Below are 13,897 nucleotides of genomic sequence, written 5' to 3'. Positions count from 1 at the left end.
AAGAAATGAAGAAATCAATATATTTATTAGCATCGATTGCTCTTTTAGGTTTTTCGTCTTGCGAATTAGATTATGAACCTTACAATAGCTTACCTGAAGGACAAGTGGACATGATTCAAGGTTCAGCGGAAAATATTACCATTGGAAATTATAGCCAGTTAAAAAATTGGGTAGAAAATTGGCATCGAATAACAGAATATCCAGGGGATAATGTAGCATTAAGTGGAACAACGACTGATAACTTAATGTATAATTACAATTACAAACGCATTGTCAACAATTCACGCGTCAATAATTATTGGGCGTATTCCTATCGAATTATTGCAGGTACAAATACAGTATTAGCCCGTTTAACAGAAGGAAGTAGTGAGGCTAACGATCAGATTATTGCTGAAAATTTATACATCAGAAGTTTAATTTATTTCTATTTAACGAATGTATTTGGTAAGCCTTATAATCAAAGCCCTGCCACGAACTTAGCTGTTCCATTAAAATTAAATGATGATCCGAATGAAAATTTACCAAGAAATACAGTACAGGAGGTGTATGCTCAGATTTTAACGGATCTGCTTAAGGCTGAAAATTTATTTACCAACGAATCGCGTGATAAAATTTATGCTTCTAAGGAAGCGGTACAAGCCTTATTAGCACGAGTGTACTTGTATATGGGCGATAACCAAAAGGCTATTGAGTATTCCGATAAAGTCATCAATTCGGGGAAATTTTCATTGATTACAACGGATAAATACAAAGATTTTGCAGTAACGACACCAGAAAACAATCCAGAAAATATTTTTTCAATCAAATTTTTAAAAGACACAGATTATCCTAACAACGGTTGGTATACCATTGGATCGATGTATGCAAATATTGATGGATCAGGTTGGGGAGAAATGTATGCATCTCGAAAATATTTAGAATTGGTTCGCAAGTACCCAGAAGATGTTCGTTACAGTTTAATCCAACCAGTCGTGGTTAACGAAAACGAATTACATGCTTATTATGTCAACGATAATTACGCTTATAGTAGTGTTGTGGTGACTAAAAATGGGGATGACTATACTTATTTAGATAATGGAACAACAAAAAATTTAATAAAACGTTCGAATGGAGCAGGTGCATTTCAGTATTTTATCTCTATAAATGGGATTGAAAAAACAGTCTTAATTGATAAGAAATTAGATAACCGAAATGGATATTTAAAATATTATATCCTAAAATGTTCAGGACAAGAAGGGCAAGCACAATTATGGTCTCCAGTTATTTCAAGATTAAGTGAAATGTATTTAATTCGTGCGGAAGCTAATGCTAAGCTTGGTAATGATGCAGCAGCATTAAATGATGTGAATATCATCCGTTCGCGTGCTGGAATTCCAAATGAAGGACTATGGACAATGGCTAATTTAAATGAACTTTCTGTAATGGATGTTGTGATGCAAGAACGACAATTGGAGTTAGCTTGGGAAGGACATCGTAAATTTGACGTTTATCGCAATGGATTGACGATGGATCGTCGTTATCCAGGAACCCATTTATCAGGTACAGATCCATATTATGAAATTTCACCAACAGCAAATTATATCGTAGAATACATTCCAGAGCAACAAATAATTTTATCGAATGGAGTTTTAGTCCAAAATCAATAAATCAATAAATAAAAAACCGTCGATAACGACGGTTTTTTATTTAATATAGAAAATAAGATTATTCTTTGATTTTAATCGTACCAATTAATTTCGGTAAAACAGTATTTTCAAATTCTTGTTTTGCTTCTTCTAATAAAACACTGTAATCATGATAACGATTAGAAAAATGACCTAAAACCAATTTTCCGACTTCGGCTTGTTTAGCAATCATTCCTGCTTCTTTGGCTGTGGTATGACCAGTATAAGTTGCCAATTCTTTCGCTTCGTGTAAGAATGTGCTTTCATGATACAATAAATCGACTCCTTTTATCAGCGGAACGATATCTGGTTTATAGCGCGTGTCCGAACAATAGGCATAGCTTAAGGGACGAGGTCCATCAAATGTCAAGTCCTCATTCTCGATGATCGATCCATCTTCCATAACAAAATCACGACCATTTTTTAGATTTTGATAATCGCAAATTTCAATTTCTGGATATTGTTCGATGGCGTCCATATTTAATTTACGCTGCTTTGGTTTTTCACGAAACAAATATCCGTTGGTGTAGATGCGATGATTTAATGGAATAGAAAAGACCTCTACTTTTTCATCTTCGAAAACCAATACTGATTTTTTTCCTGATAATTCATTAAAATTGATCTCAAAAGAGCAATTCGATTCGGTCAATCGCAATTGCGTCATAATGAATTCTTCAATTCCTTTTGGTCCATGAATGTATAAGGGAGTATCACGTCCTAATAATTGTAAAGTAGAAATTAACCCTACTAAACCAAACACATGATCTCCATGTAAATGCGAAATAAATATATGATTAATTCGATTGAATTTCGCTTTGGCTTTCCTTAATTGCACCTGAGTTCCTTCACCACAATCAATTAAAAAATAGCGTTCTGCGATATTCAATAATTGTGATGTTGGATGCGTGTACGCTGTGGGGACAGCCGAGTTAAATCCAAGAATAGTTAATTCTAAACTCAATGTTTATGCGTTTATGTTGGTTAAATAATGATTTAATTGTTCAACAGCTCTTCCTCTATGGCTCATACTGTTTTTTTGTTCAGCAGTCATTTGTGCAAATGATTCGGTATAGCCTTCTGGAATAAAAATCGGATCGTATCCAAAGCCATCTGCTCCTAATATTTCTGTGGAAATCGTTCCATTTACTCGTCCTTCAAAGAAATGTTCTTCTCCATTTAAAATTAAACAGAATACAGCAATAAAGTAAGCCTTACGGTTTTCAATCCCTTTCATTTCTTCTAACACCTTTGCAATATTATCTTCTGACTTTCCCGTACCTGCATAACGCGCTGAGTAAACGCCAGGAGCTCCATTTAATCCTTCAATTACTAAACCAGAATCGTCAGCAAATACATGTACTCCTGTTTTTTGGTAAATGGTTTGAGCTTTGATGCGGGCATTTTCTTCAAATGTATCACCTGTTTCTTCTATTTCATCATGAAAATTAATTTCAGTTAATGATTTGAACTGGATATTTTGAGGAAGCATTTGTTTAACTTCTTCTAATTTATGTTGATTATGTGTAGCAAAAATAAGTTCCATTATAAGTTGATTTTTTTATGTGTTATACGGTATAAAATGAAGCAAAAAACCAATGCGAAAAGGGTGAATATACTAATACTTATAAAATCAGAAGTATCAAAAACACTTTCTTCCATGGAGTTGCTTTGCATCATGAGCGTGTAGGATAAAAGATTGTTTAAGGCATGTAAAGCAACCGGTAATCCCAATGATTTGGTACGATAATAAACAAATCCAAATATACATCCTAAAAGGCCAGCGCCTACAAACTGCCAAGGATTAAGGTGAGCCATACCAAAAATAATTCCGCTAATCAGAATCGCTAATACGGGATTAACTTTATAATTAAGCATTCCTTTTAGGATAATTCCGCGGAATAGAACTTCTTCTAACAAGGGCGCAAGAATGCAAACCATTATAAATCCTGCTACTTTATAATCCAATAGCATTGTAAAAGAAGTCTCAAAATTTTTGTACAAATCACTTAAAACCCCATCTGTTGGAATCAATGTGGTTAAAAATTCGCATAACGGTAAAAAGCTAATCCAAATGACCACAGACAAAATAATTTCGGTGATCGAAACTTTTGTTTTGAAATCCTGAATAATGTATTGAGAATTGGTTCGTAAAGTTCCTAATAGAATTCCAATTGCTGCGAATAACCCTAGCCCAAATCCAAATGGTAATAATACATGGTTGAGTATGGGGTAGTAAAAGGTAGGGAATTGGATAACAGCACCTAAAATTTGTAACGTAAAAACAGCAATTAAGCTATAAAAAAAGGCTCTTCCGATTCCGAAAGCAATAGGAGAATTACTTGTCAATTTCGAATCATTTGTGTTATTCATGGTGGTATGGTTTACCCTGCAATATACTAAATCCGCGGTAGATTTGTTCAGTTAAAAATAATCGAACCATTTGATGAGTAAACGTCATATTAGAAAGTGACATTTTTTTATTTCCACGGTTATAAACTGCTTCATCAAAACCATAAGGACCACCAATGACAAAAACCAAATTTTTCACCGATTGATTCATATAATTTTGGATATCTTGAGCAAACTGCATAGATGTAGGTTGCTTTCCTTTCTCATCCAAAATAATCACATAATCGGTATTCACAATTTTAGCTAAAATTTGTTCAGCTTCTTTTTGTTTTTGTTGAATTTCAGATAGATTCTTCCTATTTTTAAGGTCAGGGATTTCAATTCGTTGGTAGTTGATATGAGATGGTAATCGATTTTCATATTTCTGAAGAAGCATTTCGATGGCTTTTTCGTCTGTTTTACCGATGCAGATTGTTGTAATATTCATGAATGCAAAAATTCGAAGTACAAAAATATGAGCATTATCCAAACTTTTAAAACTTATTCAGGATATAATTCAATTAAAAGTTGGACACAATCCACAATGATTAATGCTGAATTGCATATTTCCATGTACGATTTCTTAAAAGTGTTTTGGATTCGTGTAATGAAAGGTAATTTTCCATTACGTTCAGCAGCCGTATCATGGATTATTTTCTTTAGTATGTTTCCTTTTATTTTATTCTTGTTTAGTATTCTACCGCATTTGCCCTATTATTTAGAAATCAAAAAATTGTTATTCACCCAATTTTTACCTCAATTACTTCCGCATCATGTCAGTAATGAAGTGATTGCATATGTTGATAAAACAACGACTGAACAGGGAAATAAAAAAGTGGATTGGTATTTAATTTTGGTAACTATATTTATGTCATCCAATGCCATTCAAGGAATTATCAATTCTTTTAATGTTTCATACCAAAATGTTTACATTAAACGAAAGAATTCAACTTCTCGCATTATATCCATCGTGTTGACTTTATTCTTTACATTTTTTATTATTATTCAAGTGGGGATTGCTTATTATTCTTCAGTCATTTGGAAATACATGACCAAAGTAGATTTTCTATCCATATTGGGGCAATTTTCATATTTAATCAATTATTTTTCGATTTTTATGTTTTATTTTATTTCCATGTGTATGTTGTATACGTTTGGACCAAACCATAAAAAGACTAAAAGTACAGTGATCCCTGGAGCATTATTAACATCGATTTTATTTGTGTTGACTGTGATTGGATTTAATTTGTATCTAAAGAAATTTACCAACATCGATTTATTGTACGGCTCATTAGGATTAGTAATGATTATGATGATTTTTGTCTATTTTAATGTCATTCTAATGTTGGTAGGGTACGAATTAAATATGTCGATTAATTATGCAAAAAACTATTCGAAATTAAGCGATATCAAAAGTGAAAATGTAATTCGATTAAATACAGAAGAAATTTAATAATTTAATTTGCCACCACAAGTTTTACAATATTTAGCGCCATCCAAATGATAATCATCTCCACAACTCGGGCACATTTCAGTATTTTTTGGAACATCTTGATTTGAAAATTTATTCATTTCCATCGTCACTATACCAGTAGGAACAGCAATGATTCCATAACCGATAATCATCACTACAGAAGCTAAAAATTGTCCAAATCCTGTAACGGGAGAAATATCACCATAACCAACAGTTGTCAGCGTAACAACAGCCCAATAAATACTGATTGGTATACTCGTAAAACCAGATTCGGGATGATTGCGTTCGACCATATACATGATGGATCCAATAACAACAACAATAAGCATAACAAAAGAAAGGAAGACAATGATTTTGTTTCGACTTTCTTTTAACCCCAACACAAGTACATTTTTACCATGTGTGAATTGTGTTAATCCAAATATACGGAATACACGAAGTAAACGTAGAATTCGAATGTTGGCTAAGAATTTTCCTGCTGGGAAAAATAACCCTATATAAAATGGTAAAATGGATAATAAATCGATTATTCCATAAAAACTAAAAATATATCGCCATGGTTTTTTGACCGAAAAAATACGGAGACCATATTCGATGGTAAATAAACTGGTTAAAATCCATTCAGAAATGATTAAAACTTTATGGTATCGAGCATTGATGGATGGAATAGATTCAAGCATTATCATTCCAACGCTGATAAGTATAAGAAGGAGTAAACAAATGTCAAATAATTTGCCTTGTCGCGTATTCGCTTCAAAAACGGTATCGAAAATACGTTGTCTTAAACGTTCTTTTTCGTCTTTTTCCATTTTTAGAAACGGAAAACGGTTTTTTAACATTGTTTAGGATTTAGTTTATACTAAATTAGAAAAAAAATAAATATGAATATACTTCTTACGGGTGGAACTGGATTTATTGGTGATCAATTAGTACGTCAATTAATTGAAAAAGGGCATAAAGTTCGTATTCTAACACGCGAAAAAGAAGTGGAACCGCCCTATTATTCTTGGAGTAAATCATCAATTGATGAAAAAGTATTTGAAAATTTGGATGGTATCATTCATCTAGCGGGTGCTCCATTATTAAATTCGTGGACCAAATCATATAAAAAAGAAATAATAGATAGCCGTGTGGATACAGCAAATTTATTATTTAATAAAGTAAAAGAATTCAATATTCCGTTGAAATTTTTTGTTTCTGCAGGGGGGGCTAGTTACTATGGTCAAAATACATCAAACCAAATTTTTGAAGAAGGAGACTCACCCGGAAATGATTTTTTAGCGGAAGTATGCGTTCAATGGGAAAATGCCGCATTTCAATTTGAGCAATTAGGAACTCGTGTTGTGGTGATTCGCACACCGATGGTATTGGATCGAAAAGCAGACGCCTATCGTAAAATGAAAACTCCTACACAATTTGGTTTGGGAGCTTGCTTAGGTTCTGGGAAACAATGGACAACTTGGATTCATTTAGAAGATTTGTGCCGAATTTATAGTGCTGCCATCGAAAATGAAAATTACAAAGGTCCAATAAATGCAGTAACAAATGATCAGATGACGCATAAAACATTTATGGATAGATTAGCACATCATTTACATACGAAGATTCGTCTTCCGAATATTCCTTCAGTTTTGGTGAAAATCGGAATGGGAGAGAAGGCAGTTATAATTTTAGAAGGATCACGATTATCGAATCTGAAATTAAGTCAAAACCATTTTACATTTAAATATCCCACATTAGATAAAGCTCTAAATGAAATAATTGCAAAATGATTATTTGTTTCATTTATATATAATTGTATTTTTGAGCAATCAATTCATTATGCAATTTAAATTACTACTACCTACACTATTAATTGGAATGTTATTCTCTAATGTTTCAGGCCAAAAATCATTACCGAATTTTAAAAAGTTAACACCTCATCAACTTGAACTAAAAGAAGTTTCGTTCGAAAAAGATGCTTCTGCGGTTATCCTCGATGAAGATGGATTCTTGGATCTTTCGGACGGAGGTTATCAATTAACCACCAAAAGGAGAATTAAAATTTTAGATGAAAGCGCGATAAATGAAGGCAATATCCGGTTGATATTTTATGGTAAAGATAAAATACAGCACATAGGTTCGGTAAGAGCTCAAGCTATTAATCTGGTAAATGGAGAATACGTCAGCACTCCTGTTCAAGACAAAGATATTTATACCGTAGATATTAACTCGTTGTACAAAGCGGTTCAATTTGCTGTTCCTAATGTTAAAGTGGGAACAATTATCGAATATCAATACATTTTAAGTAGTCAACCAATTTATAAAATTGATGCATGGGAATTTCAACATGATTATCCTACGCTAGAAAGTACCCTGAAAATTAAAAATATGTTCAGTACAGGTTATGGGAAATTATTTTCTGGAAATAAATTATTGAGCAAATACAACAATAAAATAGAAGGAGATACGTGGACTTTAAATGATATTCCAAGTTCTAAACTAATTAAATATGTTCTGAATCCAAAAAACCAACTGGAAGCGATTTATTTGCAATCTTCAAATCTACGTCATTGGACTGATCTTAAAAAAGATTTAAAAGATATATACTACTTAACGGAGAATCCTTCATCTGTTAAATCATTTGCAAATGCTATATCGAATGGAGCTACAGAAAAAGAAACATTAGATCAAGTGGTGAACCATTTTAATAACCATTTTACATGGAATAAAATTTACGGGATTTATGCCTCAAAATCTCAGAAGGACATTATTCTTGAACGTACCGGAAATCAGGCGGAACTAAATTTATTGTTTCGACAAGTTTTAAAACAAAAAGGAATTAATGCTGATTTGGTATTACTTTCTTCGCGCAAAAACGGAAAATTATTAACAAAATACCCTTTTCTTCAACAATTTGATAATGTAGTGAATAAGGTAGTGCTAAATGATGGTTCTAGTTATTTGATAAATATTGTTGATGTTCCGAAAAATGATTACAAGTATGCCCCACTTTATCTCTTCAATGATTATGGATTTGTTATGGATGATGGTAAAGAGGAAAAATTTGTACAAATGCATCAATTTTTATCCGTACATGATGTAGACTTCAAATATAATTTTCAAGATGGAAAATTGAAAGAAGTCCGTAAAGATCATCTGATAGGATATCATTACAATGAACAAATTTCTGATGCTAGAGAAATGATTTCAACGCATGTGAAATCACCTGTTTCTATGAATTATGATGGTACGAGTAATGCTTTACAATTTAAAGATGGTAAATATTCGATTACCCATCAATCAGAAGTAAATACATCTTCATTAGGTACATTTTATACCTTACAAAATCCGTTAAAAAATTTCATATCCTTATATACGTTTGACGAAGAAAAAAGATTATACCCTATAGAATTTAATTTTCCTTACTATTATAAAATATTAGTAACATCAGAAATTCCAGATGGTTTTGAAGTTTTAATTTCAAATAAGTTTAATCAAACCATTCGTACGAATGATCAATTAATATATAGCCAAACCTTTGCTCAAAAAGGGAATGTTTTACAAGTATTATATGAATTTTATTTAGGCCAATCCAATTTTCCTGCTTCGGATTATCAAGTATTGAAAGAACATTTTGCTAAAATTCAAACGGAAATCCAAAAAGAAATTACTCTAAAAAAGAAATAACTGATTGTATGAAGAAAACCAATCCTTTGCAACTATTTTTAGTCACTTTATGTTTCGCAATACCTACCTATGCCCAATTATCGTTAGATGGATTTTCTAAGATTACGAATGAACAATTGGAATTAAAATCAGTGGAATTTGAAAAAGATGCTGATGCGGTAATTTTAGATGAAGAAGCTTTTTTTAATGTATATGTAGGAGGCTATCAATTAAAAGTGAAGCGACGCATTAAAATTTTAAATGAAAAAGCATTTGATGTTGCAAATATTGAAATCCTATATTATTCGAAAGATAAAACAGAAAAAATTTCAAAAATAAGTGCGCAAACTATTAATTCTGTTGATGGATCATTTGAACATTTACCCGTTAATAGTAAAGATATTTTTGATGTTGAACATCATCGGGATTATAATGCAATTCGATTTACTTTTCCGAATGTTAAGGTGGGTTCTATTTTAGAATATCAGTATACTTTGACAAGTAATAACATTTATTTTGCTGATCCATGGTATTTTCAACATGAAATTCCAACCCTAAAAAGTAAGTTTTCTTCTAAGATTCAAGTCAATGGATTACACACGAAATTATTGATAGGGAATCGAATCATGTCTAAATATCCGAAGTTTGATAAATGGCTAAATGAATTTGAGTTATCCAATATACCAAGTTTAAAAGAAGTAAAGTATGCGTATAATCCAAAAAAACGAGCTGAAAGCATTCGACTTCAATTCACAAAATTTGATACGTATCCTGAATTCAAAAAAGATTTTGAAAAATACAATCTTTTGAATGAAAGTGAATTTGCAATTAAAAAATACGCTCAAGATATTCCTGATGGGAAAACAGAAATGGAGACCTTATTTAATGTCATGAAGCAATTCAAAAAAGATTTTAGATGGGATAATTACAGAGGTATTATTGCAAATAATTCACAACGCGTAACATTAAATACGAAAGTTGGAAATTTAGCGGAATTGAATACAATTTTAAAAGATATCTTAAAACAAAAAGGATTTAAAACCAATTTAATTCTCTTGTCGTCTCGTATACATGATAAAAATTTAAATTCAATACCTTATATTGATAGTTTTGATTATTTGGTCAACTATATCGAATTAAAAAATAGGGATAACTTTATCGTTAATGCAGTAGATATTCCAGAAAATGATTTACGTTTTGCAGATTTAAATCTTTACAATGATAAAGCATTTCTGTTGGATGATTCAAAAGAAGGTCGAATTGTCGTGTTGAACCAATTTTTATCAGAGTATACAGCTGATTTTAAATACACATTTCGTAATGGTCAAATCACTGAAATTCGAAAAGATGCTTTCAACGGTTTCTTTTATGATAAAAATGAAAAAGATGCAAGTGTAATGGTGCAGCAATACATCAAGGCGCCAATTGCTGTCGATCAAACAACTCAGAATGCACCATTAAATTATAGCAATAACCGTTACGTAGTAGGACATTTTTCTAAAAGTCCCATCCCGACCAATACAACGTTTTTTCAGATTGAAAATCCTTTAGAAGATTTCTTAATGCCACTTCGATTTGATGAATTGGTAAGGCAAAATCCAATTGAATTTGACTTTCCATATTTATTTAAAATTAATGTGATGGTTGAAATTCCTTCAGATTATGAAGTAATTGTACCTACTCAATTTGAACAAACAATTCATCAATCCAATGACTTAGTCTATGCACAGCGAATGATTCAAAAGGAGAATCAATTGAATATTTCGTATGAATTATATTTAGGGAAAGCAGTTTTTGAAGCAAAAGATTATGCTTTAGTGAAGCAATTTTTTGAGACAGCTCAGAAAAAGGCTGTTCAACAAATTACACTTAAAAAGAAATGATAAAAAAGAAAAACCTCAGTAATTCTACTGAGGTTTTTTTATTATTCATTAATGACCATTAAATTGCATCCGCGTACATCCGAATGGTCAAAACGGCCTAAAATTTCAAATTGGTTGTCACTTACTTTTTTACCAAGATCATCAGTCGCAATAAATGAACACGAATTAACATTAGCTAGATCAATCACATTCACACCTCCTGTTTTACCCATGTCCACATAATGCATTGGATCTTCCGTTTCGCGAATCATCATTTTCATCCATTGAGGCGTTTTAAACGTTAAATCACCACGAGAATAGCCTTGACTCAATAATTCGGTCATTCCATATTCGGAATGAATTTCATTAGTTCCAAAACCTTCTTTTAGGATGCGATGTAACTCCTCTCGAGTAATTTCCTTTTTACGTCCTTTCATTCCACCAGTTTCCATCACGATGGTATTTTTAAGCTTCATTTGATAGTTTTCTACAAAATCCATCAAAGCAAAGGAAACACCAATTAAAATGGCCTTTTTGCCTGTTTTTTCATGGGCGATGAGGTGATCATATAATTCGTCATGATTATACAAATAGAATCCATTTTCAGGACGACCTGATTTTTCAATCCAGTATTCTACCATATCAATCAATGATGAACCTGTACGTTCTAGATAGGATGGAAGCAAAGCAAAGATGGTATAATCCGTTAAAGGACCGTAAAATTGTTCAAAACATTTTTCCAAACTGTAATGATACAGGGCCAAATCGCTAACTAAGTGTCGACTTGTAGTCATTCCTGTTGTTCCTGAGCTGGTGAATATTTTTTCTGCAGGCTGATTCCCAGTGACAATATCGTATTGTTTAAAAAACTTTATGGGTAAAAATGGAATTTGCTCTAAAGTTTTTACGTCTTCAATAGCAACACCTAAATGTTTAATAAATGTACGGTATACGGGATTTTCAGTCGCTTGAAATTGGAAAACTTCTAACGCTTTCGTTAAAAATTCACGCTCATTTTGTATCGAAAAAATACTTTTTACATCTTGCATGCTGCAAAATTACAAACTAATCAGTATTATCAAACTATTGCTCATTTAGTTTTGCAATTGTTTTATTGGCGCGGAATAAATGATCTCCCAACTGCTCGTAATGCTGAATCATTTCTTTGTAATACAATGCACTTAGCGTTGCTAACTTTTCTTTATCAATCGTACGCATCAAATTGTTTTCTGCATCTTTATACGTAGCATTGATAGAACGTTCAATGATTTCGGCTTCTTTTATGGATATTTCGAATTGATTTTCGCTAATATTTTGATTGAGTATAGTGGTCGCCTGATCCAATTGATTCTGTAAAACAATTAAATAATCTCTCATTCTTGGCGTAAAATAACTGTTTGTGATTCGTCGTTTGCGATGGATGGATGCTATTTTAATGGCAATATCGCCTACCGATTCCAGATGATTACATAAAGTAATTAATTGATGGACCTCAAAACGGTTTTCATTCGGCAAATCCAAATCAGAGATTTCATTTAAAAATGTTTTTACTTCATATTCTAAATCGTCTCCATCTTTTTCCAGTTGGTAGATGCGTTCCCTAAAAATAATCATTTTTTCTTCATCACTTTCTGTAATCATTCGGCCCAAGGTATGTACTATTTGACGGGTAGTACCTGCTAAACGAATCATCTTTTTATTGGTTTCGTGGCGGTATAAATCAGAATTTGTACCAAATGGAATGGAAAAGAACTCTACTTTTTGTTCATTAATATAAGTGTTAGCTTTTAATTTTTGATGACAAAATTTAACGATTTGACCTAAAAAGGGATAAAAAAGAATGACTCCGATGATATTGCAAAGGATATCAAAAGTAATGAGTAGGATGCTATCATTGGAAGTAAACATTTTAATGAAAGCTATGAGGTATTCGCCCACAAACAAAAATAAGAGCGCACAAACAATATTGAAAATTGTATGAAATCCGGCAACCATCTTGGTTTGGTAATTTCCAATAACAGCAACCAAATGTGCAGTAATGGTTGTACCAATATTTGCTCCTAAAACCATCATGGCCGCCAATTCAATGGGTAAGCCTTTACCAATTAATAATAGAGCAATTGTAATAGTTGCAGTTGAAAAATGCACCAGAAGGGTTAACCCAAACCCAATTCCAATAAATATCAATTGAGTTAATATTCCGTATTGATTCAAATTAAGAATGAGATGTTGAACATCTTCTCCTTCAAAACTCGGTAAAAATAATTTGATAAAATGGATAGCAATGAAAAGCAGCGAGAGTGCAATAAGAATTCCACCCGATTTACGAATGTTTTTCTTTTTAGCCCAATATAAAGGTAAGGCCAAGAAAAGAAGAGGCAAAGCAATCATCAGAAAATCGAATGTTAATCCTAAATAAACAAACCAAAGGGTAAGGGTTGTTCCAATGTTTGCACCTAAAATTAATCCAAAAGCTTTTTTCAAATTAATTATACCAGCATTGATAAATCCCAATATAAATACAGATGCAGCAGAAGAGGATTGTAATGTGGTTGTAAATAATGTTCCGGCTACAATAGTCGAAAAATTATTAGGAGTAATCGAATTGATTGTTCGTTTAAAATTAGAGCCCGATATAGCTTGTAAATTTTCGCTCAAAAATTTTATCGCAAAAATAAACAAGGCAATCGCGCCTAAAATCTGTAAAATTTGGATCAGAATGTGCATCTAAGTTTTAATAGTGTACAAAAATAAATCAAGTTTTGTTAACTGAATATTATGTTTGCATCGAAAAAACAGAAAAGGAGCAAAAAAAAGTTGAATTTTTTTTAAAACGTAAAAATTTGAAAATCAAATTCTAT

Annotated in this window: 12 protein-coding genes; 5 read left to right on the top strand and 7 right to left on the bottom strand. The window is 32.1% G+C overall.

Translation table 11 applies throughout. From position 1 onward, the window contains the following. Positions 1 to 5 precede the first annotated feature (5 nt). Positions 6 to 1,646 (top strand): RagB/SusD family nutrient uptake outer membrane protein, encoded by a 1,641-nt coding sequence (locus AC1QSP_RS06270; protein WP_484080266.1) that lies wholly within the window; start codon positions 6 to 8, stop codon positions 1,644 to 1,646. Positions 1,647 to 1,704: 58 nt separating this feature from the next. On the opposite strand, the gene AC1QSP_RS06265 is transcribed toward AC1QSP_RS06270, so the two are convergent. From AC1QSP_RS06265 to rlmH, 4 genes are read right to left on the bottom strand one after another with little or no spacing between them, the layout of a single operon-like run. Further along, on the bottom strand, positions 1,705 to 2,625 hold the full coding sequence (locus tag AC1QSP_RS06265; protein WP_484080265.1) for a ribonuclease Z: 921 nt from the start codon (positions 2,623 to 2,625) through the stop codon (positions 1,705 to 1,707). Between the two features lie 3 nt (positions 2,626 to 2,628). Continuing rightward, the gene (gene rdgB / locus AC1QSP_RS06260; RefSeq protein ID WP_484080264.1) at positions 2,629 to 3,207 is read right to left on the bottom strand and encodes an RdgB/HAM1 family non-canonical purine NTP pyrophosphatase; all 579 of its coding nucleotides are present in this window, start codon (positions 3,205 to 3,207) and stop codon (positions 2,629 to 2,631) included. Next, positions 3,207 to 4,034, bottom strand: a complete 828-nt coding sequence (locus AC1QSP_RS06255; RefSeq protein ID WP_484080263.1) for a lysostaphin resistance A-like protein — start codon at positions 4,032 to 4,034, stop codon at positions 3,207 to 3,209. Before AC1QSP_RS06255 ends, rdgB begins: the two co-directional genes overlap by 1 nt. Continuing rightward, positions 4,027 to 4,500 carry a 23S rRNA (pseudouridine(1915)-N(3))-methyltransferase RlmH gene (gene rlmH / locus AC1QSP_RS06250; protein WP_484080262.1) on the bottom strand — a complete coding sequence of 158 codons (474 nt, stop codon included), beginning with the start codon at positions 4,498 to 4,500 and terminating at the stop codon, positions 4,027 to 4,029. Before rlmH ends, AC1QSP_RS06255 begins: the two co-directional genes overlap by 8 nt. Before the next feature lie 27 nt (positions 4,501 to 4,527). On the opposite strand from rlmH, the gene AC1QSP_RS06245 reads away from it, so the two are divergent. Beyond that, positions 4,528 to 5,505, top strand: coding sequence for a YihY/virulence factor BrkB family protein (locus AC1QSP_RS06245; RefSeq protein WP_484080261.1), 978 nt, complete (start codon positions 4,528 to 4,530; stop codon positions 5,503 to 5,505). On the opposite strand, the gene AC1QSP_RS06240 is transcribed toward AC1QSP_RS06245, so the two are convergent. Beyond that, the gene (locus tag AC1QSP_RS06240) at positions 5,502 to 6,335 is read right to left on the bottom strand and encodes an ion transporter (RefSeq protein WP_484080260.1); all 834 of its coding nucleotides are present in this window, start codon (positions 6,333 to 6,335) and stop codon (positions 5,502 to 5,504) included. The genes AC1QSP_RS06245 and AC1QSP_RS06240 overlap by 4 nt on opposite strands. A 72-nt stretch (positions 6,336 to 6,407) precedes the next feature. Here AC1QSP_RS06240 and AC1QSP_RS06235 point away from each other — a divergent pair, with 72 nt between their 5' ends. Genes AC1QSP_RS06235 through AC1QSP_RS06225 form a run of 3 tightly spaced genes read left to right on the top strand, consistent with a single transcriptional unit; the run spans position 6,408 to position 11,057 of the window. Further along, complete coding sequence (locus AC1QSP_RS06235; RefSeq protein WP_484080259.1) at positions 6,408 to 7,298, top strand: TIGR01777 family oxidoreductase; 891 nt, start codon at positions 6,408 to 6,410, stop codon at positions 7,296 to 7,298. Positions 7,299 to 7,347: 49 nt separating this feature from the next. Then, positions 7,348 to 9,195 carry a DUF3857 domain-containing protein gene (locus tag AC1QSP_RS06230; RefSeq protein ID WP_484080258.1) on the top strand — a complete coding sequence of 616 codons (1,848 nt, stop codon included), beginning with the start codon at positions 7,348 to 7,350 and terminating at the stop codon, positions 9,193 to 9,195. A gap of 8 nt (positions 9,196 to 9,203) precedes the next feature. Beyond that, positions 9,204 to 11,057 (top strand): DUF3857 domain-containing protein, encoded by a 1,854-nt coding sequence (locus tag AC1QSP_RS06225; protein WP_484080257.1) that lies wholly within the window; start codon positions 9,204 to 9,206, stop codon positions 11,055 to 11,057. A 41-nt stretch (positions 11,058 to 11,098) separates the two neighbouring features. Here AC1QSP_RS06225 and AC1QSP_RS06220 read toward each other — a convergent pair whose 3' ends face one another. Together AC1QSP_RS06220 and AC1QSP_RS06215 are read right to left on the bottom strand one after the other, a co-directional pair. Next, entirely contained in the window at positions 11,099 to 12,085 is a 987-nt protein-coding gene (locus AC1QSP_RS06220) for a LuxE/PaaK family acyltransferase (RefSeq protein ID WP_484080256.1), read from the bottom strand. 34 nt (positions 12,086 to 12,119) lie between these two features. Next, a complete protein-coding gene (locus AC1QSP_RS06215) occupies positions 12,120 to 13,763 on the bottom strand; it encodes a Na/Pi cotransporter family protein (protein ID WP_484080255.1) in 1,644 nt (547 codons plus the stop codon). Between the last annotated feature and the right edge of the window lie 134 nt (positions 13,764 to 13,897).

Source organism: Faecalibacter sp. (assembly GCF_057177045.1).
Note: the sequence above shows the minus strand (reverse complement) of the source record. Positions and strands in the feature narration are given on the sequence as shown.